20 protein-coding genes are annotated in these 24,492 nt (G+C 71.8%); 6 read left to right on the top strand and 14 right to left on the bottom strand.

The genetic code is table 11. From position 1 onward, the window contains the following. Positions 1-129: 129 nt before the first annotated feature. Complete coding sequence (locus tag ACLQ2S_RS19565) at positions 130-1,353, bottom strand: multidrug effflux MFS transporter (protein ID WP_155215024.1); 1,224 nt, start codon at positions 1,351-1,353, stop codon at positions 130-132. Between the two features lie 108 nt (positions 1,354-1,461). Here ACLQ2S_RS19565 and ACLQ2S_RS19560 point away from each other — a divergent pair, with 108 nt between their 5' ends. Further along, positions 1,462-1,905 (top strand): MarR family winged helix-turn-helix transcriptional regulator, encoded by a 444-nt coding sequence (locus tag ACLQ2S_RS19560; RefSeq protein WP_309222621.1) that lies wholly within the window; start codon positions 1,462-1,464, stop codon positions 1,903-1,905. 74 nt (positions 1,906-1,979) lie between these two features. On the opposite strand, the gene ACLQ2S_RS19555 is transcribed toward ACLQ2S_RS19560, so the two are convergent. Then, a complete protein-coding gene (locus ACLQ2S_RS19555; protein ID WP_155215026.1) occupies positions 1,980-2,849 on the bottom strand; it encodes an NAD(P)-dependent oxidoreductase in 870 nt (289 codons plus the stop codon). 148 nt (positions 2,850-2,997) lie between these two features. Between ACLQ2S_RS19555 and ACLQ2S_RS19550 the strand changes: the two genes are divergently transcribed. Beyond that, positions 2,998-3,357 carry a winged helix-turn-helix transcriptional regulator gene (locus ACLQ2S_RS19550; protein ID WP_155215028.1) on the top strand — a complete coding sequence of 120 codons (360 nt, stop codon included), beginning with the start codon at positions 2,998-3,000 and terminating at the stop codon, positions 3,355-3,357. A gap of 9 nt (positions 3,358-3,366) precedes the next feature. Here ACLQ2S_RS19550 and ACLQ2S_RS19545 read toward each other — a convergent pair whose 3' ends face one another. From ACLQ2S_RS19545 to ACLQ2S_RS19515, 7 genes are all read right to left on the bottom strand, one after another. Next, positions 3,367-4,485, bottom strand: a complete 1,119-nt coding sequence (locus ACLQ2S_RS19545; protein WP_425702261.1) for a hypothetical protein — start codon at positions 4,483-4,485, stop codon at positions 3,367-3,369. Between the two features lie 169 nt (positions 4,486-4,654). Continuing rightward, positions 4,655-5,413, bottom strand: a complete 759-nt coding sequence (locus ACLQ2S_RS19540; protein ID WP_155215030.1) for a MerR family transcriptional regulator — start codon at positions 5,411-5,413, stop codon at positions 4,655-4,657. A gap of 37 nt (positions 5,414-5,450) precedes the next feature. Then, entirely contained in the window at positions 5,451-7,778 is a 2,328-nt protein-coding gene (locus tag ACLQ2S_RS19535) for a putative bifunctional diguanylate cyclase/phosphodiesterase (RefSeq protein WP_425702260.1), read from the bottom strand. 481 nt (positions 7,779-8,259) lie between these two features. Beyond that, positions 8,260-9,753, bottom strand: coding sequence for a hypothetical protein (locus tag ACLQ2S_RS19530; protein ID WP_155215031.1), 1,494 nt, complete (start codon positions 9,751-9,753; stop codon positions 8,260-8,262). Positions 9,754-9,784: 31 nt separating this feature from the next. Next, positions 9,785-10,876, bottom strand: coding sequence for a hypothetical protein (locus ACLQ2S_RS19525; protein ID WP_309222764.1), 1,092 nt, complete (start codon positions 10,874-10,876; stop codon positions 9,785-9,787). Positions 10,877-10,949: 73 nt separating this feature from the next. Further along, the gene (locus ACLQ2S_RS19520; RefSeq protein ID WP_155215032.1) at positions 10,950-12,290 is read right to left on the bottom strand and encodes a class I SAM-dependent methyltransferase; all 1,341 of its coding nucleotides are present in this window, start codon (positions 12,288-12,290) and stop codon (positions 10,950-10,952) included. Between the two features lie 21 nt (positions 12,291-12,311). Further along, positions 12,312-13,691, bottom strand: a complete 1,380-nt coding sequence (locus ACLQ2S_RS19515) for an FAD-binding oxidoreductase (RefSeq protein ID WP_155215033.1) — start codon at positions 13,689-13,691, stop codon at positions 12,312-12,314. A 113-nt stretch (positions 13,692-13,804) separates the two neighbouring features. Here ACLQ2S_RS19515 and ACLQ2S_RS19510 point away from each other — a divergent pair, with 113 nt between their 5' ends. Next, positions 13,805-14,503, top strand: a complete 699-nt coding sequence (locus tag ACLQ2S_RS19510) for an RICIN domain-containing protein (RefSeq protein ID WP_425702259.1) — start codon at positions 13,805-13,807, stop codon at positions 14,501-14,503. 4 nt (positions 14,504-14,507) lie between these two features. On the opposite strand, the gene ACLQ2S_RS19505 is transcribed toward ACLQ2S_RS19510, so the two are convergent. Continuing rightward, a complete protein-coding gene (locus tag ACLQ2S_RS19505) occupies positions 14,508-15,809 on the bottom strand; it encodes an MFS transporter (RefSeq protein WP_309222623.1) in 1,302 nt (433 codons plus the stop codon). A gap of 71 nt (positions 15,810-15,880) precedes the next feature. On the opposite strand from ACLQ2S_RS19505, the gene ACLQ2S_RS19500 reads away from it, so the two are divergent. Further along, positions 15,881-16,867 (top strand): GlxA family transcriptional regulator, encoded by a 987-nt coding sequence (locus ACLQ2S_RS19500; protein ID WP_425702258.1) that lies wholly within the window; start codon positions 15,881-15,883, stop codon positions 16,865-16,867. A gap of 33 nt (positions 16,868-16,900) precedes the next feature. Here the strand turns inward: ACLQ2S_RS19500 and ACLQ2S_RS19495 are convergent, their stop codons facing one another. The 4 genes from ACLQ2S_RS19495 to ACLQ2S_RS19480 form a co-directional block, all read right to left on the bottom strand. Beyond that, complete coding sequence (locus ACLQ2S_RS19495; RefSeq protein ID WP_309222624.1) at positions 16,901-17,368, bottom strand: DinB family protein; 468 nt, start codon at positions 17,366-17,368, stop codon at positions 16,901-16,903. Positions 17,369-17,378: 10 nt separating this feature from the next. Further along, positions 17,379-19,331, bottom strand: a complete 1,953-nt coding sequence (locus tag ACLQ2S_RS19490; RefSeq protein WP_155215036.1) for a VWA domain-containing protein — start codon at positions 19,329-19,331, stop codon at positions 17,379-17,381. 1 nt (position 19,332) lies between these two features. Then, positions 19,333-20,778, bottom strand: coding sequence for a magnesium chelatase (locus ACLQ2S_RS19485; RefSeq protein ID WP_375335283.1), 1,446 nt, complete (start codon positions 20,776-20,778; stop codon positions 19,333-19,335). Positions 20,779-20,916: 138 nt separating this feature from the next. After that, positions 20,917-21,885, bottom strand: coding sequence for an aldo/keto reductase (locus ACLQ2S_RS19480; protein WP_155215037.1), 969 nt, complete (start codon positions 21,883-21,885; stop codon positions 20,917-20,919). Between the two features lie 113 nt (positions 21,886-21,998). Here ACLQ2S_RS19480 and mgrA point away from each other — a divergent pair, with 113 nt between their 5' ends. After that, entirely contained in the window at positions 21,999-22,994 is a 996-nt protein-coding gene (gene mgrA / locus ACLQ2S_RS19475) for an L-glyceraldehyde 3-phosphate reductase (protein ID WP_425702257.1), read from the top strand. Between the two features lie 78 nt (positions 22,995-23,072). Continuing rightward, positions 23,073-24,074: a 2-hydroxyacid dehydrogenase gene (locus ACLQ2S_RS19470; protein ID WP_425702256.1), complete on the top strand. Its 1,002-nt coding sequence runs from the start codon at positions 23,073-23,075 to the stop codon at positions 24,072-24,074. Positions 24,075-24,492: the final 418 nt, after the last annotated feature.

The raw sequence follows: 24,492 nt of genomic DNA, 5'->3' as shown, positions 1-24,492 counted from the left end.
ACGACAGGGGCAGTCAGTCATACCGAGCCGGGCGACCGAGCCGTCCCCGGCTGGGGACGATCAAAAAGGTAACGGGTCGCCCGCCTCGCGCGAGGCCGCCCCGACTGCGACAAGCCGGAACAAGACGAGTCAGCGCGCCCGGGCGAGGGTGAGCAGCATCAGCAGGGAGGCAGCCGTAGCGCCGCTGAGCACCACGGCCATCGGAAGCGCGCTGCCCTCCCCGCCGAGCCCGACCAGTGGCGCGGCGCTGGCCGCTACCACGGCCTGGATGCCGCCGAGCATGGCGGCGGCGGTGCCGGCGTGGGAGGCGTGCCGGTCCAGGGCGAGGGCGGTGCCGTTGGGCATCACCAGGCCGAGCGAGCCGAGGAAGACGAAGAGCGCGACGACCACGGTCGGCAGACTGTTCAGCAGTGCCCCGGCGAGCACACCGCAGGCGGCGAGCAGGCCGAGACTGAGGCCGCTGACCAGCAGTGGCCGGGGATCGTAACGGTCGAGCAGGCGGGCGTTGAGCTGGCCGACGGCGACGAACGAGAGGGCGTTGAGTCCGAAGAGGACGCTGAACGTACCGGCGGAGAGGCCGAAGACGTCCTGGAGGACGAACGACGAGCCGGAGAGGTAGGCGAAGAGTCCGGCGAACGCGAGGCCCTGGGTCAGCGCGTACCCGAGGTAGACGCGGTCGGTGAGCAGGGTGCGGCCGGCGGCGGCGGTCGCGGCCAGGCCACCGGTGTTGCGGTGGGCAACAGGCAGGGTCTCCGGCAGCCGTGCCGCGACGGCGGCGGCGAGCACGGCACCGACCAGCGCGAGGGCGATGAAGATGGTGCGCCAGTCGCCGACGGTGAGCACCACGCTGCCGAGCGCGGGTGCGACCATCGGCGCGATGCCGAAGATCAGTACCAGCCGGGAGAAGTACTTCGCGGCGGCTCGGCCGGAGTACAGGTCACGCACGACGGCGCGGGCGACGACCGTACCCATGCCACCGGCGAAGCCCTGCGCGAAGCGGGCCGCCGCGAGCGTCTCCGCTGACGGCGCGAGCGCGCAGACCAGTGACAACAGGGCGTACGCGGCGACGCCGACCAGCACCGGGCGTCGCCGCCCCCAGCGGTCGCTGAGCGGGCCGGTGACGAGTTGGCCCAGGGCCATGCCGATCAGGCAGGTGGTCAGGGAGAGCTGGATCTGCGCCTGGCTGGCGGCCAGGTCGCGGGTCATCCCCGGGAACGCCGGCAGGTAGGTGTCCAGCGACAGCGGGCCGATCGCGGTGAGGCAGCCGAGCAGCAGCAGCAAGGCGAGTGCGGCCCGGCCGGTGGGTGGGGTGATGCGTTCCGGCGGGCGTACGGGCGCGTCGGTCTGCGGCATCGGTGGTCCCCTCGGCGTTCGGCGCCACCACGGCGTGGTGGGCTGCCGGGGGCGTCCGGCTACGATAGCTCTGCCTACAGAGCTATTGCAGCGTGGAAGGGCGGCACTGTGACCGACGAAACGCTCGACCAGCTCGGTGCCGCCCTCAGCGACCTACACCGGGTACTCCGCCGTCGAGCCGTCCAGCGGACCGGACGCGCCGCCCTGCCCGACGCGCAGGTCGAGGTGCTGCGGCTGGTGCAGCGTCAGCCCGGGATCAGCGTCCGGGAGGCCGCCGAGCGGCTGGGCACCGCCGCGAACACGGTCAGCACCCTCGTCGGCGAGTTGACCAATGCCGGCCTGCTGCACCGGAACCGGGATCCGGCCGACCGGCGTACCGCCCGACTGGAGTTGACCGAGCTGGCGCGCGAGCGCATCGCCGCCTACGGCCAGCACCGGCGCGAGCTGCTCGCCGCCGCCCTGGCCAATCTGGACGCCGCCGACCGGGAGCGGCTGTGCGCCGCCGTGCCTGCCCTGTCCCGCCTGGCCGACCACGCCGCCGAACTGCCCTGACCGGCCCGGCTCACCTCGTACGGGGCCGTCCAGCCCCCTGGTCACCGTGGCCGACCACGACCGGCCGGACCCGCTCAGCGGGCACTCCTCAGTTCCTCGAAGATGCGGGCGGTGCCGTGCTCGCCGAAACCGGCGGCGATCTGCCGACGGACGAGATCGTGCACCGGCTGAAGAACCTCGTCGGGGACGCCCTGCCCGGTGCTGGCCTGCATGATCGTGGTGAGGGCCGTCTCGGTGAACCGCAGGCTCTGCTGGCCCGGCCCGAGATAGTCCTGCTCGTCGATCGTCGCGGCGAAGCCGGCCAACTGCTCGGTCATCGCGGCGAGGAAAGGGGCCTGCCGCCGGACGAACTCGTCGGCCGACACCCCTGCTGAACCGACCATCGCCGCGCCGTGCAGGAAGCCGGCGAACATCGCGTACATGCCGGAGAGCATCGCCGTGTCGTAGAGCGCCGCCATGCCCGGGTCCGGCCCGACGTAGCTGCTCTCTGCCCAGAGGTCGAGCAGGGGCCGGTGGCTCGTGAAGGCACTTGCCGAGCCGCTGTAGAAGATCGTCGAACCGGGGCCGCCGATCATCTCCGGGACGGCCATGATCGCGCCGTCGAGGAGGTCGATGCCGCGCTCCTCGGCCCAGCGGGCGAGGTCGCGGGACTCGTCCGGCGTCGTGGTGGTCAGGTTGATCACGGTACGACCGGACAGCCCGGTCGCCACGGGCTCGAGCACCTCGCGTACGGAGGCGGCGTCGAAGAGGCAGACGACGACCGTACGTGCACCGGAGATCGCCTCCTCGGCACTGTCGGCGATGGTGGCACCACTCGCGCCGAGGCTCTGCGCCCGGTGACCGGTGCGGTTCCACGCGACGACCCGGTGGCCCGCGTCCAACGCCGCTGCTGCGAGCGCGCTACCCATCGCGCCCAGTCCCAGGAAGGTGGTGCTGACAGTCATTCCGGTGGTCCCCTGCCTTGTTCGGTGATCTGACGGGCGCGCCGATCACCATGGTTGGGGACCACGATCGAGGAGGCTAGTACCCACTATTTAGTTCGATACTGACCTGAAGGTAAGTATTGAGATCAGCTACCAAGGAGGCGGATCCATGGCATCGGGTGACCGGCGCGGCCCGTACATCTGCGGGATCGACGCCGCGATGGACGTGGTGTCCGGCAAGTGGAAGTCGTTGATCCTGTGGGAGTTGGACAACTACGGCACCCGCCGGTTCGGTGAGCTGAAACGGGGCCTGCCCGGGGTCAGCGAGAAGATGCTCGTCCAGCACCTGCGGGAAATGGAGCAGGACGGCCTGGTCCACCGCGAGGTCTACCGCGAGGTCCCGCCGAAAGTGGAGTACTCCCTGACCGAGCACGGCCGGTCACTCAACGAGGCGCTGGGTCCGCTGGGCGAGTGGGGACAGCGCCGCGCCGAGCGGTTGGCCGCCGAGGCACCCACCGGCTCCCCCTGACCGACCTGGTCAGTCCCAGACGGTGCGGCGGACGCCGCCGTGCAGGCCGCACGCCCGGGGGCTGCCCCCGGCCAGGCTGACCTTGCCGTTCTCACACTGCACCAGGTATCCGCGCCCCTCCCAGAATCCGGGTACGCAGTCGAAGTGGTCGCACACCTCGCGGGCGGGCTCACGGATCCGTTTCCCGCCGCAGAAGTCGTACCCCATCGGGTTCTCCGGGGCACCGCAGCGCCGCTCGGGCTTCGGGCTGGCCTTGCGCGGCTTCGCGGAGCCGGTGGCGCGGGGTGTCGCGGAGCCGGTGGCCCGGGGTGTCGCCGGGGCACTGGCCGCGGCGGCCACGGCCGGCTCGGTGCCGGTCGGATCGGATGACCCAGAGTTGGCCAGGGCCACCGGCACCATCACGGCGAGCGCGGCGGCGACCACTGCGGTGCGTCGACCGCCGGGGATGAGTGCCGACAGCCGGGCTTGCCCGGGGGTGGCGATGCCGGGACGGGACGGGCGCAGCCGGGCGTGCTCACTGATCAACTCGTCGAGCTGGTCGACAACCGCCTGACGCTGCTCGATGGCGTCGGCGAAGGCCAGGGTGAGCACGAACCGGAACTCGACCGCCACGTCCGGGCGCAACAACACTCCGGAGGTCCGCCGCCGGTCCAGCACCTGGATCAGCGTTACCGAGGCATGCGGATCATGCGCCAGACCGGTCATCTTGCCGTACGCCCAGTCGCGCCGACCCCGCCCGCCGAGCAGCACCAGCCGACGGTTGGTGATCACCGCCATGCCGGCGTCGGTGACCCGTACCCCGTCGGGCAGGTGTCGCCGCAGCCGACCGGTCGATACGCCGACGGTCAGGGCGGGTGCCGGAAGCACGGCGTCGTGCCGCATCTCCACCAGTTGCGCGGCCGGTGCCACCCGGAGGACGACCTCGTCGGGGGCCAGTTCCAAGGGCAGGCCGTCGCCGGCTGCGGCTGATCCCTGGCACTGCTCGGCGAGCGTACGCAGACGGCGCAGTTCGTCGTCGCGTCGCCGCCAAGCCCCCTCGGCGCTGCGGAACAACCGCAGCCGGCGCTCGTTCTGCCGGCGCGCCCACCGGTACCGCCATGTCGAACCCGTCGAATCAGTCCTTGCCACGCCGACTCCTTCGCCGCGCATGCCACCAACCGCAGGCCACCTAATGGGGTGTCACAGTGTTAACGGGTGCGGGCACCGGCATGGACACGGCCAGAAGTGCTCGAATTACCCGATCGGTGGAGCAATACGGACGATACGGTGGTTCCGCGACGCCGAGCCGTACGCCCGATCAGGCACGGGTGATCGCGTTCGCGTGGATCGCCTCGGCCACGAACTCCGTCAGGCCGGGAGCCATCGCCTCGTAGTGCGCGGTGAACCGCTCGTCGGCCAGGTACATGTCGGCCAGCCCGGTGTGGATCTCGTACGAGCACTCGTAGAACCACCGGCTGATCTGCTGCCGGTGCTCCTCGGCCAATTCCATGGCCTCCGGCCCGTCGGCCGGCGCGCCCGAGGCCAGCAACGCGACGATCCGCCGCCCCCAGTCCTCGGTCTCCGCCTTGAACCGCTGCCAGTCTTCCTTGCGGTAGCCCGACGTCCGCCGGTTCGACTCCTGGTACGCCTCGCTGCCACCCCAGCGCTGTTCCGCCTCCTCGGCGTACGCGTCCGGGTCGAAGCCACCGAAGACCTCGAACCGCTCCTGCGGGGTCAGTCGGATGTCCATCCTGCTCGCCTCCATCGCGAGTTCGATCGCCGCGACCATCTCCTGAAGGCGCTTGATCCGTGTGGTCAACAGCTCGTGCTGGCGGCGCAGGTGCGTTCCTGGGCCACTCACCGGGTCGTCGAGGATCACGGCGATCTCGTCCAACGGGAACCCCAGCTCGCGGTAGTACCGGATCAGCTGCAACCGCTCCAGGTCCGCCTCGGAGTAGCGGCGATATCCCGAGCCGCTCCGCCCGCTGGGCGTCAGCAGACCGATCTCGTCGTAGTGGTGCAGCGTCCGGACCGTCACGCCGGCGAGCTTCGCCACCTGGCCAACCGTGTGAGCCATGGTTCCCCCCCTTCCGGAACCACGGTCCCGCCTGCCGTTACGTGAGGGTCAAGCCCGATTCTGCGACGCCGGTCACCTCCGGCGGGTCGGTTCCTGCCAGGACGGTGCGCAGCTCGGCCAACGCCGTCGGGCGACCGTAGCGGTAGCCCTGCCCCTGCACGCAGCCGATCGCCGCCACCGCGTCGTGCTGCCGCTGCGTCTCCACCCCCTCGGCCACCACGGCCAGGTCGAACGCGTCGGCCAACCGGGCCACCATCTCCACCGTGGCGTACGCCCGCGCGTCCTCGGGAATCCGGGCCACGAACGAGCGGTCGATCTTCAACTCGGTCGCCGGGATCCGGTGCAGGTAACTCAGCGAGGAGTACCCGGTGCCGAAGTCGTCGATGGCGATCCGGATGCCCAGCTCCCGCAGCTGCCGCAGCCGGTCCAGCACCGCGTCGCTGCCCTCGATCAGCGCCGACTCGGTCAGTTCCAGGGTCAGTGCCCGTGGTGCCAGCCCGGCACCCGCCGTGGCCTCGGTGACGGTGGCGATCAGGTCGGGTCGGCGCAGATGCGACGCGGCGATGTTCACCGCCACCGTCGCCGCCGGCACCTGGTCCTGCCAGGTGGCCGCCGCCCGGCACGCCTCGTGGATGACCCACCGGTCGATCGCGATGATCAGTCCGGTCTCCTCGGCCAGCGGCAGGAACCGGGCCGGGCTGAGCATGCCCAGCCGGGGATGACGCCACCGCACCAGCGCCTCCGCGCTGCGTACCTCCCCGGTGGCCAGGTCCACGATCGGCTGGAACTCCAGGTGCAGTTGCTCCTCGTCCACGGCCCGCCGCAGGTCGGCGATCAGCTCGGCCCGGCTCACCGCCGACTCCCGCAGCCCCTGGGTGCACCGCCGGTACGCGGACTTGCCGGCCGCCTTCGCCGCGTACATGGCGATGTCGGCGTCGCGCAGCAGATCGGTGTGGGAGATGTGCTGCGGGCCGTACTCGGCGATGCCGATGCTGGCCGAGGGGTGCACCCCGACCAGTTCCTCTCCGGGAGAGGGTTGCAGCGCCGCCAGCAACCGCTCGGCCAGTCGTTCCGGCGTCAACGGCCGCCCGTCGGTGACCAGCACGGCGAACTCGTCACCACCGACGCGAGCGATCATGCCGTCGTCGCCGACCGCCCGGCGCATCCGCCGGGACAGGCCGGACAGCAGTGTGTCGCCTGTGGTGTGCCCGAACCGATCGTTGACCTGCTTGAACCCGTCCAGGTCCAGCAGCAGCACCGCGACCCGGTCGGTGCCGCGCAACGCGCCCCGCAGCCGACGGATGAAGGCCAGCCGGTTCGGCAGCCCGGTGAGCTGGTCGACGTAGGCCAGCCGGCGCAGTTGCACCACGAGACGCCGGTTCTCGTTGGCCGCCAGCCCCTGCCGCAGAGCCAGCGCCGCCAACAACGCCATCATCGCCAGGAAGATCGGCAGCGGGGTGTGGCCGTCGGCGTCGCGGGCGAACATCGTCGCCACGATCGCGCCACCCACCGGCAGGTAGGGCAGCACCACCCGCCGCCACGGCGGCAACGGCAACTCCCCGGCCTCCTCGTCGGGGACGTGGTCCCGTGGTGGGGCCATCCGGGCCGCCACCACGATCAGCAGGTAGCTCAGTGGCCAGAACACGTCGATCGGGGTGCCGGTCTGGTAGGTGCCGGCGGCCACCAGCGACACGTAGATCGCGTCCGCCACCGCCCGTACCGTCAAGCTCACGCCGAGCACGGTCATCGGCTGCCAGACCGGCCGACGCGGGCCGACCACCGCGATCAGGATGGTCAGCTGCATCAGGTCGAACATCGGGTAGAGCAGGCCGGCGCTGCGCAACGGCTCGTCGAGGTCGGCCAGGTCGACGTTGCGGAAGACCAGCAGCCAACCGATCGGGACCAGCGCCAGCCCGACGATCAACCCGTCGAGCAGGGCCCGGACCCGACCCACGGTGGTGTGCGGCGCGGTGGTCGAGCAGAACAGCGCAGCGGTGCCGGTCAGCAGGCTGGCTGCGAAGATCAACCCGACGGGCAGGGTGTGCGGCAGACTCTCCCCGAGCAGTCGCTGCGACGTCCACAGTGCCCGGCCGGCGAACGAGAACGCCATGGTGGCGGCCAGCAGGAGCCAGAATCGACGCAACGTCGCCGGATGCCGACGGGCCGCACCGACACAGGCCGCTGCGGCCACGCCCGCCACCGTGAGCGCACCGAGATCACTGACCAACGCGCCGTTGGGCAGGCCCGACACCAGCCAGATCGCCTCGGCCGTGACGGCGGCACCGGCGACGATCAGCCCCGCACGGCCGACCCGGCCCTGTCCGGGCAAGCGCGCGGCTACCTGCTCGACGTCCCTCCGCGACACAGCGATCGCTCCGGCCTCTTCTCGTGCGTACCCTCGACGGTGAGGAGCTGGCACTGGCAAACCCCGAAAGCCTAGCCACGCCCGCAGCCGCGCCGCCAGATCCACCGCCATCCGAGTCCACCGTTCCAACCGTCTACTGTGTAGACAGCGGCGCTCCCGGTGTCTCCGTTACCTCCGCCGGTTGCCGCCTCACCCCCGAGCCGAGCCCACCGTGACCGTTAGTGACGGCCCGGTTTCATAACTCACAGCGACGTTCCTGGCCCCACCATCTCCGCCGACTCCACGCTTTGCTCTGCTTCACTGCACGCAACCCCGCCGCCAGCTGGGGCGACGCCGATGATTTCGTAACCAGCGGGATCACGCAGAGCAACCAGTGCGTATAGGTAAGCAGAGCAAAGGGGTGACAGGTGCAGGTTGGGTGGCGAACGGTCAGTAACGGTGAGTCACGGAATCACGGTGCCGCCCGCAGCGCGGCCGACGGTCACGCCCATTGTTCGTCGGGCGACGCCAGTCCGGTCGCGGGTGGACCACCGTGGGTCCACGGGGTCTCCTCGACTGCCGGAAACGCCGCGCCCGGCACGTACGCGTCGCTGAGCACGGTGTAGCAGATCCGCTCCCCCACCTCCGGCACGCTGCCCGGACTGGCCGTCAGGCCGCGTCCCATCCCACCGGACAGTTCCAGCACCACCTCGGTCTTGCCGTCGGCCGCCGGGGTGACGGACACCAGGCGTGCCTTCTGCCCGGGACGGGTCGGGCTGGACAGGGTCGCGCCGACCGGCAGCAGCACCGACTCGGTGGTCATCAACTGGATGCGCGGGCGCAGCACCGGCCGCCGACCGCTGTCGTCGATCCGGGTCGGGTCGGCCAGCAGCACCTCGCCGACGAACGCCTCCCCGGTCAGCCGATACTCCGCCATCACCAGCGGGTCGTCGTAGGCGCGCTGCACCGCGTAGGCCGCCGCCGCCCGCTCCAGGCGGTGCAGCCGGGCCGCCGCGGCCACCGCGCCGTCGCGGCGCGGCTGCGGAGGCCCGTCCTCGTCCAGGTGCTCCACGTGGGCGGTGAAAGCGTCCCGGTCACCGTCCCACCGCGTCGCGACCCGGGCACCGGGCGGCAGGGCACGCAGCAACCCCACGCCGCGCCACATCAGCTCCCAGGTGGGCGTCAGCTGGCTCCGCAGCAGCCTCTCCAGCTCCGCGTACGCCTCGACGCGCGCCGCCTCGTCGCCCTCGGCCTCGGCGTACGCCGCGATGGCCGGCGCCAGCAACCGGTTGTCGAACTCGGGATCGGTGGCCGGACCGGCCGGCGGGCAGATCGACGGGTCCTCGGCCAGGGCCGCTGCCTCGGGGCCGGACAGCCCGGCCAGTGGGGCGATCCATCCCAGCAACGCCGGCAGGTGCAGATCCTCCACCGCGCTCTGCCCGGTCGCCCAGTGCAGCGTCAACGCCTGCGTCATCGCCACCAGCGCCGACGAGCCGGGATGCTCGGCTCGTTCGGCGAAGAAGGTCAGCCAACGGCCCAGCAGCGGCACCTGCGGCGGCACCGGGTACTCACCGTCGACCCGACGGAACCGGGTGGACCGACCGAGCAGCCGCAGGAAGGTCACCCCCGCCGGATTCGGCACCAGCAACTGCGGGGCGTCGAGATACCGGTACCGCACGTCCCGGCCCCGGTTCACGCTGATCGCCTCGTTCGCGGTGCGGTGCCCGTCGACGTACGGCAGGACGATCTCGGCCAGCTCGGCGGCGAACGCGAACCGTTGGTCCCGGTTACGCGGCTGCGGCACGATCAACAGCCGTGCCTCGCCGGGTGTCGAGCCGACCAGCACGGCGAGCGGGGCGTTGGCCTCCCCGGCCATCGTCAGCGGCACCAGCACCAACGGCCGCCGCGACAGGTGCAGATGCCGGACGGTGGCCACCGGCTGGGCCACGCCCGAAGCCACTGCCTGTGCCGCCGCCAATGCCCGCAAGGTGCTCATGCCGCCCCACTGTGCCTGATGAACTGCGTTGTCATGCGGTGGCGAGGGCTTCGGCGCGTAGCCGAGCCGCCGTCCGCAGCAGGGTGGCGGCCTCCGCCAACTCCGGATCGGTGACGGGCTCCCCAGCCGCGATCGCCAGCACCTCGTCGATGTCGGCGATCCCGCCGAGCGCCTCGCGGACCGGGCGGCCGAGTGCCTCGGACTGTCCCCGCGCCTCGTCCCGGCAGAAGTACGCCAACTCGCAGTTGGCCAGGCAGTCGGGGGCGTACCGGGCTGGCACCCGGGTCAGCGAACCGGCCAGCTCCGCCGGGTCGGCGGCGGGATCGGCGGTGAAGTCGGCCGGTACGGCGGCCAGCAGGTCGTCGAGCCGGTCCATCCGCTCCAGTTGTCGGCGCACCACCAGCAGTTGCCGGCGTACGTCGAGCAGATGCGCGACCGGCTCGTTGCTGAAGTCCCGGGGGCAGACCAGCACCACCTCGTGTGACACCAGCTCCGGATCGTGTCCCCGGGCGGTGAGCAGCTCCCGCAGGGCCAGTACGTAGACGGCGGACTGCACCGCCGCGGCGGCCAACTTCGCCGGGTCGGCCTGGCCGTCGATCACCGGAAACGACTTGATCTCGACGACGTGGAACCGGCCGCCGAGCCGGGCGGCCACCAGGTCCGGTTCCAGGTGCACCCGCTGCCCGGCGACCGCCAGCGCGAGCATCGGGTGGTCGAACAACGCCGCCGGCTCGGCGGTGTCGTCGGCGGACAGCTCGTCGGTGAGCAGTGTCGCCGAGCGTCGGGCCCGCTCGGCCGGGTCGTCGCCGTCGCCGAGGTCGGTCCAACTGGCCGTCGACGGCACCGGTACGCCCAGCCGCTCGGCGACCAGTCGCAGCAGCTCGACGCCGCCGTCGGCCTTCACCTGCGCCTCGAAGGCGTTGCCCCGGGTGATGGCGAAGCGGGACTGCCCGAACCGGGCGGGAAAGCCGACCCGCGCGGCCAGCGCCGACTTGTCCACCCCGGCGCCGTCGAGGACCGCTCGACGGGTGCAGCCCGGGTTGCCGGTCAACGCCGCGATGGTGCGGGCGTTGTGTCGTTTCGGAGGCGTGTCACCCCGGATCGCGGTCAGTCGCTGCTCGATGTCCGTCACGACAGGCCACGATAGCCGCGCCGGCCGACCCGGCGCGGTATCGCGCGAACCCGGCGACGCCCGGTCAGGGCAGCCAGTCCGGGCGCAGCGGGTAACCGTTCACCCCGTCCGGGCCGTTGCGCGTCGCCACCACCTGGTGCAACTGGATGCCGTTGCGCTCGAAGGCCAGCCGCGAACCGGCCATGTAGAGCCCCCACACCCGGGCCGTGCCCACGCCCACCTCGGCGACGCAGGCGTCCCAGTGCCGCACGAGGTTGCGGCACCACGCGGCCAGCGTCAACGCGTAGTGCTGACGCAGGTTCTCCTCGTGGTGCACCTCCAGCCCGACGTCGTGGATCTCGCTGATCACCCGACCCGGGCCGGCCAGTTCGCCGTCCGGGAAGACGTACCGGTCGATGAAGGCCCCGGAGCGGTGCGGCGCCCGGTTGTCCGCCCTGGTGATGCAGTGGTTGACCAGCCGCCCTCCCGGGCGCAGCCGGTCGCGCAGGAAGCCGAAGTAGGCCGGATAGTTGCGGACCCCGATGTGCTCGGTCAGGCCGATCGAGGAGACCGCGTCGAACTGCTCGCGCGGCGCGTCGCGGTAGTCCAGGTGCCGTACCTCGGCGAGTTCGGACAGCCCCTCCCGCTCGATCGCCGCCTGGGCCCACTGCGCCTGCGCCCGGGACAGCGTGACGCCGAGCGCCTTGACGCCGTACTCCCGCGCCGCGTGCCGGACCATGCCGCCCCAGCCGCAGCCCACGTCCAACAGCCGCATCCCCGGCCGCAGCGCGAGCTTGCCGGCGACCAGTTCGTACTTGTTCGCCTGCGCCTGCTCCAGCGTGTCGTCCGGGCTGCGGTATACCGCGCAGGTGTACGTCATCGACGGGCCGAGCACCTTCTCGTAGAAGGCGTTCGACACGTCGTAGTGGTGCGAGATGGCGCTGCTGTCGCGGGTCCGCGAGTGCCGCACCCCGTCCAGGAGGCGCTTCCAGCGGGGCCGCGCCTCCTGCGGCGGGGCCGGGGGCGGCAGCAGCCGTTCCCAGCCCAGCTCACGCACCAGGGCCAGCCCCTCGGCCAGCGCCGGTGGCCGTACCCGCAGCCCAGTGAGCACCCGCAACGCCTCGTACGGGTCACCCGGGTGCACACCCTCCAGGGCCAGGTCACCGCTGACGTAGGCACGCGCCATGCCCAGGTCGCCGGGCGCGGTGAGCAGGTAGGACAGCCCTCGCTCGGAGCGGATCGACAGGGTGATCCCGGCGTCGGCCGGGCCGATGGAACTGCCGTCGTACGCGGTGACGCGTACCGGCAGGGGCGCAGAGGTCACCGCCCGGACGATGTCCGCCACGGTCGCCCCACGCCGCCGACCCCCGGAGGGCGGCGTGGCGGGAGCACCTGCCGCTCCCTGGTTTCGGTCAGTGAGGCTCATCCCGTACTCCGCTCCGCTCGGTCATGCTCGTGCTACCGCCTTCTCGTACAGTCCGGTCAGCCGGTGCTCCGGGTCGTACCGGTCCCGCACGGCACGCCACGTCTCGCCGCCGTAGAGCCGGTCGAACGAATCCCGGTCGTAGTACGCGTCGGAGTAGAGCGACTTGTGCCCGCCCGCCTCCGACACCGCGCCCTCGATCTTCCGGTTGACGTCGCCGTCGGCGGCGCCCTCGGCGATCGGCACGCTCCCCCAGAACCCGATGTTGACGTAGTCCTGACCCGGCCGCAGCGGATATAGCGGCCAGGACCGGGCCGATCCCGCGCCCGCCGGCTCACGCAGCCGCAGCGGGCACAGCCACACCGGCGTCATCCCGACCTCCCGGGCGAACCAGTGCAGGAACTCGGCGGTGCGCTCCAGCGGAATCTCCACGTCCTGCACGACCCGCTCCCGGGCCGGCTGGCCCCGCCACCGGTCGATCCGGGCGGCCACCTGGTGCCGGTGTTCCAGCCGCACGATGCGGTGGTAGACGTCGCTGCGTCGCCACCGGGCCGGCCACAGCCGCCGTACCACCGGATGCTGCGCGCCGAAGGCCGCCGAGCACCAGAACCAGTCGGTGTCCCAGCGCCACAGGTAGTCGTGGGTGGTCAACGCGTCGTCCGGGCGCTGCCGCAGCGAGCGGTAGTAGATCTGCTGGCCGGTGTAGTCGGAGACCGCCGGCACATCGTCGGTGAAGCTGCCCAGCACGAGGTACGCCTCATCGGGGGAGAACATCACCCCGTCCATCGCGTCGACGTTCTCCCCGGCCCACCGGCGGGTCGCGCTGATCTCGCCGATCGCCTCGGTCAGCGCGGTCAGGTCGGTGAACCGCAGGTTGCGCAGTGCCACGTAGCGGCGGACCGGTTGCAGCTCGATCCGCAGCCGGGTGGCGTACCCGAGGCTGCCCAGCGAGTTGGGGAAGGCCGCGTAAAGGTCGGCGTGTGGACCGTCGGGGCGGGCGGCGACCACCTCACCGGCACCGGTCAGCACGTCCATCTCGATCACCGACTCGTGTGGCAGACCGTTGCGGAACGAGGTCGACTCGATACCCAGCCCGGTGACCGCCCCGCCGAGGGTGATGGTGCGCAGTTGCGGCACCACCAGCGGCATCAGGTCGTGCCGCAGGGTCGCCTCGACCAGCCGCTCGTAGGTGCACATGCCCTGCACATCGGCGGTGCGGGCGACCGGGTCGACGCTCAGCACTCCGTCGAGGCCGCTGACGTCCAGGCCGGAGGTGGGGGCGCTGCGCGGACGGAACAGGTTGGAGGTGCGCTTGGCCAACCGCACCGGCTGGCCGGGTGGCACCGCCGCGTACGACCGTCGCAGCGCGGCCACCGCCTGGTCATGATCACGCAAGGCGTGCATGGGATCACTTTACGCGCGATGAGTGGCCTCGACGGGATGTCCATCGGAGGCGTTTCGCATGCAAGCCGGGGGGCGGCTGGCCGGCGCCACCACTCGTGGGACAGGATGCCGGCATGTCGGAAACCGATGGTCCGGGCACCGTCTACGGCACCCGTAGCCCCGCCGGACTGCTCCGCGACCCGCTCCTGGTCACCGCGCTGGCGATCGGGCTGGTGGGCGTACTGCTGGGGGTGCTCTTCGCCACCGGCGTGCTCGGTGGCGGGAATCCGGAGCCCGCGCCCCCGGTCGCCGCGCCCAGCCCGAGCGGGGCGGCGCCGCCCAGCCCGACGGAGAGCGAGCCGGAGGCCACGCCGACCGAGCCCTCCCCCACGCCGAGCCCCAGTCAGACTCCGGACCCGACGCTCGGGCCGAAGGTGTTCCGTGGGGTCGGCTCCGGCCTCTGTCTCGGCCTCGACGGTGACGGCGAACGGGCCGCCGCCAAGCTGGCCGAGTGCAGCGGCGGGCCGGAGCAGCAGTGGGTGGTGGCCGCGTTCGGCGCGGAGGCGGTGACGCTCACCAACGCCGCCCACAACCAGTGTCTCGACGTCGAGGGCGGCAGCGGCGACGACGGGGCCCGGATGCTCCAGTACCGCTGCCACGGCGAGGCCAACCAGCAGTGGCGGCTGCAACCGGTCGACGGCGGCGCGGCCGTGGTGGTGGCCGTGCACAGCGGCAAGTGCGCCCAGGCCCGCGACGGCGCCGCCACGGCCGGCACCGACATCGTCCAGGCACCCTGCGACGGCAACCCGGCCCAGCGCTGGACGCTTCAGTAGCCTCTCAGTCACGGTAGCTCCACGCCTTCGGGGCGGCGGCGACCACGACCGGCTCGGTGAAGGTGGTGCCCCGGCGGCGCAGCAACATCGCCGACAGCACGGCCGCGCTGACCGACAGCGCCCCGGCGAGATACCAGGCCAGCGTGTACTCGCCGAGCTGGTCACGGACCAGGCCTGCGGCGGTGGCGGCGACCGCCGCGCCGAACTGGTGCGACGCGAACACCCAGCCGAAGACGACTGCGCCGGACGCGCCGAAGTACTCCCGACACAACGCGACCGTGGGCGGCACCGTGGCGACCCAGTCCAGGCCGTAGAAGATGATGAAGACCAGCATGCTCGGCTCGGCGGTCGCCGCGAAGAGACCCGGCAGCACCAGCAGCGACCCGCCACGCAACGCGTAGTACGCCACCAGCAGCAGGCGAGGGTCGAAGCGGTCGGTGAGCCAACCCGAGGCGACGGTACCGACCATGTCGAAGATCCCGATCAGGGCCAACAGCCCGGCGGCGGTGGTCTGCGGCATCCCGTGGTCGTGCGCGGCCGGGATGAAGTGCGTACCGACCAGGCCGGTGGTGGTCGCACCGCAGATCGCCATCCCGGCGGCGAGCAGCCAGAACGGCCGGGTACGCGCGGCCTGGAACAGTACGCGCACCGCGCGGGTCGCGGCCCCACCCGCCGGCTTGACCACCGGCTCGATCTCCGTCGCACCGTAGGGCGGCATCCCGAGTTCCGCCGGGTGTTCCCGCAGCAGCCAGAGCACCAGCGGTACGACCAGCAGCGCCGCACCGGCGACGACCAGTGACGCCGCCCGCCAGCCGGAGGCGTCCACCAGCACCGCCAGCAGCGGCAGGAAGATCAGTTGGCCGGCCGCCCCACCGGCGGTGAGCACACCGGTGACCAGACCCCGACGACGCACGAACCAGCGCCCGGTGATGGTGGCCACGAAGGCCAGCGCCATCGACCCGGTGCCCAGCCCGACCAGCACTCCCCAGCAGAGGATGAGTTGCCAGCTCGCGGTCATGAAGACGGTCAGGCCGCTACCGGCGGCGACCAGGGCCAGCGCGGCGGCGACCACCCGACGGATGCCGAAGCGGTCCATCAGCGCCGCGGCGAACGGCGCGGTCAGCCCGTAGAGGAGCAGGTTCACCGAGACGGCGGCCGAGATGGTGGCCAGCGGCCAGCGGAACTCGGCGTGCAGCGGGTGCAGCAGCACCGACGGCGTGGCCCGGAAACCGGCGGCACCGACCAACGCCACGAAGGCGACGGCCGCGACGATCCAGGCCGGATGGAGGCGGATGGGTCGATTCACCAGGCGAGTTTGCGGCAACCCGGAGCGGCCGGACGAGTGGCCGGCGAGCCACCTTGCGCAATAATCGGGCCATGGCTGCCCACCGGATCGCCGTCCTCGCCGTCGACCAGGTGGTCGGGCTGGACCTCGGCATCCCCGCCCAGGTGTTCGGCGCCGCCCGCGACGCCGACGGCGTCCACCACTACACCGTCGACATGTGCACCCCCGGCGGCCGACCGGTGCGCAGCACCGCCGGGTTCCGGGTGCTGCCCGACCACGGGTTGGAACTACTGGAGTGGGCCGAGACGGTGATCGTGCCGGGGGTGCACGGCGACGCCACGATCCACCCCGACGTCATCCCCGCCGAGGTGACCGAGGCGCTGCGGGCCGCGTACCACCGGGGTGCCCGGGTCATGTCGATCTGCACCGGCGCGTTCCTGCTGGCCGCCGCCGGGCTGCTCGACGGGCGGCGGGCCACCACCCACTGGGCGTACGCCGACCGCTTCCGACGCCTGTACCCACGGGTGGATCTCGATCCCGAGGTGCTCTTCGTGGCGGAGGACCGGATGTTCACCTCGGCCGGGGTCGCCGCCGGCATCGACCTGTGCCTGCACGTGGTCCGCATCGACCACGGCAGCGAGGTGGCCAACCGGGCCGCCCGCAGCTGCGTCGTACCACCGTGGCGCGACGGCGGTCAGGCGCAGTACATCGAACGCCCCGTACCGCAGGCCCCGGACACCAGCACCGCTGTCGCCCGCGAGTGGGCCCGCCAGCGACTGCACGAGCCGGTGAGCCTGCGCGACCTGGCCGAGCAGGCGCGGATGAGCGTACGCACCTTCACCCGCCGGTTCCGGGCCGAGACCGGGCTCAGCCCGGCGCAGTGGCTGCTGCACGAGCGCACCGACCATGCCCGGCTGCTGCTGGAGAGCACCGACCTGACCATCGAGCAGATCGCCCGGCGTACCGGGTTCGGCACCACCGCCGCGTTGCGCCAGCAACTGCACCTGCGCATCGGCGTCGCCCCGTCGGTGTACCGCCGGACCTTCCGTCGTACTCCCGACGTGGCCGGGTCGCGCTGACCCCCGCCGGCTCGCCGTCTGCTCGACTCGCGGTCAGGCGGCTCCGCGCAGGGCGCACAGTTCCGCCAGGTGGCGGGGCAGGTGCACCCGGGTGTGCAGGTCGATCGTGCGGCCCCACGGCAACGGCTCGTCGACGACGAGCTCGAACCCCTCACGCAGGTGCGTCTCCACCGGAGTGTCCGCCGCCGCGCCGAGCCGGGCCACCAGGGCGATCAGCCGGTCGCTGGTGGCACGCAGCCGGGCGGCGAGCCCGTCGAGACCGCCGCACTCGGCGGTCAGCTCGTCCAACTCCGGCCGGTGGACCTCGTCCAGGTCATAGAAGGCGTACGGCGACCCGGCGAGCACCGCCTCGGTGGCCGCACACATCAGCTCGTCGTTGGCTACCAGGTGTGCCACGATCTGCTCGGCGCTGTACCGGCCGGGCGGTGGCGGTCCGAACCCGCCCGCATCGACCTCGGCCAGCACCGCGTCGTACGCCTCACGCAGCCCGTCGACCTCCACCCACCCGAGCCTAGCGACGGCCCCGGCGGGCGCGCAGGTAGTCGCTGACCACGTACTCGCCGAGGTCGTCGGCGTCCGGGGTGAACACCCGACCACCGCTGCGCCGGGCCACCGCGTCGACGAACCGGCGCAGGCCGGGGTCGTCACCGAGCATGAAGAGGTTCAGGGTGGCCCCGTAACGGACGAGCCGGTCCACCTCCCGGACCGTCGCCTCGATCGTCTCCGCCAACGGCGGCCAGGCGAACAACGCCTCCCCGTCGTCCGGGTCCAGGTGGGCGGTGGGTTCCCCGTCGGTCACCACCAGCACCACCGGCTCCGCGTCCGGGTGCCGCCGCAGGTGCCGACCGGCCAGCCGCAGCGCGTGTTGAAGATTGGTCCCCTGCGTCAGGTCCGGCTCGACGGCGGCCAGTTCCTGCTGGGTCAGCGTCTCGGCGCGCCGACCGAACCCGATGATCTGCAACGCGTCCTGCGGAAACCGGGTCGCCATCAGGTGGGCCAACGCCAGCCCGGTCTGCTTCATCGGGCCCCACCGCCCCTGCGAGATCATCGAGTAGGACAGGTCGACGCAGAGCGCCACCGCCGCCGACGCCCGCCGTTCGGTCTCGACGACCTCGAAGTCCTCGACGGCCAGGTGCACCGGCACCCCCGGACCGGCGCGACGGATCGCCCGGGTCAGCGTCCGCACCACGTCCAGCGGCTGCTCGTCGCCGTACTCCCAGGGCCGGGACGCACCGGTCACCTCGCCGGCCGCCCCGGCCGAACGCAGGTCGTGCTGGCCGCGCGGCCCGGCGGTCAGCTCGGCGAAGACCTGCCGCAGCGCGGTACCACCGAGGCGGCGCAGCGCCTTCGGGCTCAGGGTCAGACCCTCGGCGTCGCGGGTCACCCAACCCTGGCGGCGCAGCTCCCGCTCCAACTCCCGCAGCCGGCGTACGTCGTCGGCCGCGTCCCGGCCCAGGGTGCGGGTCACCGAGTCGACGTCGATGTCGTCCAGGGTCGCGCCGGGGTGTGTCTGGCCCAGCTGGTCGATCAGGTCGTCCAGTTCGGCGATCTCGTCGAGGGCACCGGTCGCCTCGCCGTAACCCAGCGGTCCGGCACCCTGCATCCGCTCGCCGCGACCCCAGCGCAGGTCCGGCCGCAGTGCGCGCAGGTTCTCCTCCAACTCGGCCATCTCGCCGACGAGCCGGTCACCGAGGGACTCGCGCATCAGCCCGGCCAGTTCCTCCCGCTGCCGCTGCGACAGCGAGTTCATCAGCCGCTGCCCGGCCGCCGCGCGTCGGGCCAGCAGATCGACCAGCTCGTCCACGTCGCGGGGGCGTTCCGGGAAGAACTCGCCGTGCCGACGCATGAACTCGGCGAACGCGTCGGTGGTGTCCTCGGCGCGGGCATGCCGGGCCAGCAGGGCGTTGAGGTCCCGCATCATCTCGGCGATCCGCTCCTGCACGGCCGGGTCACCGGCCAGCCGCGCCGAGTCGCGCAGCCCGGCGAACCGCTGGCCGAGCACGTCGTCACGCAGTCCGTCGAGGATCCGCTGGTAGGTCTGCCGGGCCTCGTCGCTGGCCCACCGGTAGTCGGCGAGATCCCGCACCGCCTGCGCGGTCGAGCGGGGCAGATCGTTCAGGACCGTCTCGGCGAACCGGGCCGCCTCGTCGTCCCGGCGGGCCAGCTCGTCCCGCTCGGCGGCCAGCGCCTGATCCAGCAGCGCCCGCGCCCGGGTCACCGCGCCGTCGAGTTCACCCCGGCGCAGCACCTCCCGGCGCAGCCGACGGGCACGGGCGGCCAGCTCGGCCAACCCGCCACGCCCCTGCGGGCCCCGGCGCAGCAGGTCCCGCAGCGCCTCCCGAAGGTTGCCGCCGGCCAGCACGTCCGCGCCGACCTGGTCCACCGCCGCCTGCACGTCGTACGGCGGTGCGAGCGGATCAGGGCCGCCGCGCCACTGGCCGTAGCGGAACCGGTTGCCGGCCATCTCAGTCCCGGCCGCCGTAGCGGGTCCGCCCGGCGTCGGTGACGTCCTTGCCCAGCCGACGGCTCAGGTGCAGCCCTTCGAGCACGAACTCGACGGCCGCGGCGGCCTGCCCGGGGCTCGGCGCGTCGCCGACCCCGAGCCGGTCGAGCACCTTGGCCAGCCCCGGCACCGTGCCCACCTGGCGCAGCAGGTCAGTAGCCGACACCAGCTCGCCGGTCTCCACCGTCCGCCCCTCCTCGACCAGCGCCGTGAAACCGGACAGGTCCAGCCCGGCCAGCCGGGCCCGGAACGTCTCCGCGGTGGCGGTCCGCAGCAGGTGACCGAGGACCTCGATCTCCCGGCCCTCCTCGCCGCTCTCGAACTCCACCTTGCCGCGCAGCGTCGACGTCACCGACACCGCGTCGCCCACCCGCGCCACCGCCTCCGCCGACGGCAGGTCCGCGTCGGCGCCCAGCAGGCACGCCCGGCGCAGCGCGGCGGCGGCGACGGTCTCCGCAGCGGCGATGGCGAACCGCGCGGAGATACCGGAACGTGGGTCCACCGACGGCGACTCGCGCACCGCCCGGGCGAACCGGGCCAGCACCTCCAGCACGTGCTCCGGCACCTCGGCGACCAGGTCGGCCTCCTGCCGGATCAGGGCCAGTTCCAGTTCCAGGTCGGTCGGGTAGTGGGTACGGATCTCCGCGCCGAAGCGGTCCTTGAGCGGGGTGATGATCCGACCCCGGTTGGTGTAGTCCTCCGGGTTGGCGCTGGCCACCAGGAGCAGGTCCAGCGGCAGGCGCAGTTGGTAGCCGCGCACCTGGATGTCCCGCTCCTCCAGCACGTTGAGCAGCGCCACCTGGATCCGTTCGGCCAGGTCGGGCAGCTCGTTGACCGCGAAGATGCCCCGGTTGGTACGCGGCACCAACCCGAAGTGGATGGTCTCCGGGTCGCCGAGCGTGCGCCCCTGGGCCAGCCGGACCGGGTCCACGTCGCCGATCAGGTCACCGACGCTGGTGTCCGGGGTGGCCAGCTTCTCCCCGTAGCGCATCGAACGGTGCAGCCACCCGACCGGCAGGTCGTCGCCGGCCTCGGCGACCAGCGACCGCGACGCCGGAGTGACCGGGTGCAGTGGGTGCTCGTTGAGCACCGAACCGACGATCACCGGGGTCCACTCGTCGAGCAGCGCCACCAGCGACCGGATCAGCCTGGTCTTGCCCTGGCCACGCTCACCGAGCAGCACCATGTCGTGCCCGGCGAGCAGCGCCCGCTCCACCTCCGGCAGCACGGTGTCGTCGTACCCGACGATGCCGTCGAAGCGCGGCGCGCCGGACCGCATCCGGTCCCGAAGGTTGTCGCTCAGCTCCTGCTTGACGGTCCGGTACCGGTACCCGGCCGCGCGCAGCGCACCGAGCGTGGCGGGCAGGTCGGCCGGTGGGAGCGGCGAAACAGACGAAGACTCACTCACTCGGCCCACGCTAGCGCGCACCCGGCTTCGTCGACCCCCACCAACCTGGCAGGATCATGAACTCTGCCGGTGAGAAGGAGGGGCCATTTCGCTCTCCATCGATCGCGAACCCTGGGACTCGACCGACGCCCGCCCCGGTCAGCCGCGCCTGCGGGAGCGGACGAACTCCGGCACCGCCGCCAGGCCGGTGACCGGGCGGAACGCGCGGGCCGCGTTGACCAGTGCGGCGTACTCGTCGTCGGTCAGGTCGATCTCCGCGGCGGCGGCGTTGCGTTCCATCTGCTCCACGCTGGACGCACCGGGGATGGCCACCACGTTCGGGTGACGCAGCACGTACGCCAGAGCGATCTGACTCGGTGTCGCGTCGTGCGCGGCGGCCACCTGACGCAGCGTCTCGATCAGCGCGCCGCCGCGTTCCAGGTTCTCCGGCAGGAAGTACGGGTTGGCCCGACGGATCGCGCCGGACGGCGGGTGGTTCGCGTCGTACCGCCCGGAGAGGAACCCCTGCGCCAGCGGGCTGTACGCGATGACCAGGCGGCCCGCCTGCTCCGCGTACGGAAGAAGATCCTCCTCCGGCTTGCGGTCGACCATGCTGTAGCGGACCTGGTTGCTGAGCACCCGGCTGCCCAGCGCGGCCTCCGCCATCTGCCAGCGGCGCAGGCTGTAGTTGCTCACCCCGACCTCGGCGACCAGGCCGACGTCCTGCAGCGCGCGCATCCCGCGCATGGTCCGCTGGTCGCCGACCAGCGGGTTGGGTTGGTGCACCTGGTAGAGGTCGATGTTGGTGACCCCGAGCCGCGCCGCCGAGGCGACCGCCCGCTGCTGCACCACCGACGCGACCGGCAGCACCGGCATGAACTTGGTGGCGACGACCACCTTGTCCCGGTCGGCGGCCAGTGCGCCGCCGAGGAGCCGTTCGCTGCGGCCGAAGCCGTAGATCTCGGCGGTGTCGAAGAGGGTCACGCCCAGCTCGACGGCGCGGCGGACGATGTCCGCCGCCAACCTTTCGTAGTCGGGGCCGTAGCCCCACTCCCGCGAACCGAACTGCCACGTACCGAGGCCGATCCTGGACAGGGGCTTCGGCGTGTCGAGCCGCACGTAACGCATGGGTCGACGCTACCCGTCGTCGGGCCCGTCGACCGCCGCAACCTCCGGCGTCGGTCCGGCGAGCCGCCTCCGGCGCTATCCCGACGCCACCCGCCCGGCCCCGGGCTATGGTCATGATCGTGACCTACCTCGCGGCCGACACGCGCTACGACCAGATGACCTATCGGCGCAGCGGAGCCAGCGGGCTCCGGCTGCCCGCGATCTCACTCGGCCTGTGGCACAACTTCGGGCCGGACCGTCCCTTCGAGCGTCAGCGGGACATCGTCCGGCGGGCCTTCGATCTCGGCGTCACCCATTTCGACCTGGCCAACAACTACGGCCCGCCGCCCGGCTCGGCGGAGGAGAACTTCGGCCGGATGCTCGCCACGGACCTCAAGCCGTACCGCGATGAGTTGATCATCTCCAGCAAGGCCGGCTATCTGATGTGGCCCGGCCCGTACGGCGAGTGGGGCTCCCGCAAGTACCTCGTCGCCTCGCTCGACCAGTCGCTGCGCCGACTCGGGCTGGACTACGTCGACATCTTCTACAGCCACCGGTACGACCCGGACACTCCGCTGGAGGAGACGATGGGCGCCCTGGACGCCGTCGTCCGCGCCGGCAAGGCCCTCTACGTCGGCATCTCCAACTACACCTCCGAGCAGACCCAGCGGGCCGCCGCGATCCTGCGCGACCTGGGCACCCCGCTGCTGATCAACCAGCCCGCGTACTCGATGTTCAATCGCTGGACCGAACAGGACGGCCTGCTCGACACGCTGGAGCGGGTCGGTGCCGGCTGCATCGCCTACAGCCCGCTGGCCCAGGGCCTGCTCACCGACCGCTACCTTGCCGGCATCCCGGTCGACTCCCGGGTCCGCACCAGCGTCTTCCTCAACGAGAGCGACCTGACCGAGCAGCGCCTGACCACGATCCGGGCGCTGGCCGCCGTCGCCGGGCGCCGGGGCCGGTCCCTGGCGCAGCTCGCGCTCGCCTGGGCGCTGCGCGACCCGAGGATGACCAGTCTGATCATCGGTGCCAGCAGCGTGCCGCAGTTGGAGGCGAACATCGCCGCGGTCGACAACCTCGACCTGACGGCCGAGGAATCGGCCGAGATCGACGCCCTGTTGGGCTGACGGTCCCGTGTCAAGGTGCCATAGAACCCTGCCTGCGCACGGATGCCCGGCCGTAGCGTGGAAGGTGGAGGTGGCCCCATGCGAGTGGCGGTTTTCAGCACCAAGCCCTACGACCGGACGTTCCTCACCGAGGCGAACGCCACGGCCGGTCATGAACTGACCTTTCTGGAGCCTCGTCTCACCACCCAGACCGCCCGGCTCGCCGAGGGGGCCGACGCGGTCTGCGCCTTCGTCAACGACGACCTCTGCGCCGAGGTGCTCGACCAACTCGCCGACGTCGGCGTCCGGGTGGTCGCGCTGCGGTCGGCCGGTTTCAACAACGTCGACGTGGCCGCCGCCCGCAAGCTGGGCCTGACCGTGGTACGGGTGCCGGAGTACTCGCCGCACGCGGTGGCCGAGCACACCGTCGGCCTGATCCTCGCCCTCAACCGCAAGATCCACCGCGCCTACAACCGGGTACGCGAGCACAACTTCGCGCTGACCGGACTGCTCGGTTTCGACCTGCACGGTCGTACGGTCGGCATCGTCGGCACCGGACGGATCGGTGTCTGTGTCGCCCAGATCATGGCGGGCTTCGGCTGCCGGGTGCTGGCCAGCGATCCGGAGCCGAACGACGCGGCCGTCGCCGCCGGGGTCGAGTACGTCCCGCTGGGGCAGCTGTTCGCCGAGTCGCACATCATCACCCTGCACTGCCCGTTGACCCCGGACACCCGGCACCTGATCGACGCCGAACGGATCGCCCAGTTCCGCGAGGGCATGATGCTCGTCAACACCGGTCGAGGCGCGCTGGTGGACACCCGCGCGGTCATCAACGGCCTCAAGAGCGGCCGGATCGGTTACCTCGGCCTCGACGTGTACGAGGAGGAGAGCGACCTGTTCTTCGAGGACCGTTCGGAGGTGGTCCTCGGTGACGACGACTTCGCCCGGCTCACCACCTTCCCCAACGTGCTGATCACCGGGCACCAGGCGTTCTTCACCGAGGACGGCCTGCACAACATCGCCGCCACCACGGTCGCCAACCTGACCACCGTCGAGCACGACGGTCCCGCAGCCGTCCCCGCTTGCGCCCTCGTCTGCTGACCTCATCCGTCCCGGTCCGGGACGGTGTGCGATCGAGCCGATCGGTGGCCGGGGGTGGCGCACATATCGACCGGGGTGGACGCTCGGTAATGTTGTGAATTTCGCACATAAGACCACGTCGGAGTGCACATTGGGGTGCGCGACTCACATTTTTCGACGCCGACCGTTCAAGGCTCCTGACCCAGCGTGAAGACGGTCGACGCGACACGACAGATCCATGTTGGATCACCTACACTGTCGATGTACCGCGAACCGCCACCGCTGTCAGAGGGTATGCCGAAAGACATCCCAGGAGCTTGAATGCCATGCAGCAGTCTTGAGGGCTCAATACGGCCCGGCGGTCACCTCGCGGTGGGGCGAGTTCGACGACTCCGCTGCTCAGTCGGTTGCCTGGGGACAATCGGCATCCCGGCCGTAG

The sequence above is a fragment of the Micromonospora sp. DT48 genome, from assembly GCF_049844495.1.
Classification (GTDB): Bacteria; Actinomycetota; Actinomycetes; order Mycobacteriales; family Micromonosporaceae; genus Micromonospora.
Note: the sequence above shows the minus strand (reverse complement) of the source record. Positions and strands in the feature narration are given on the sequence as shown.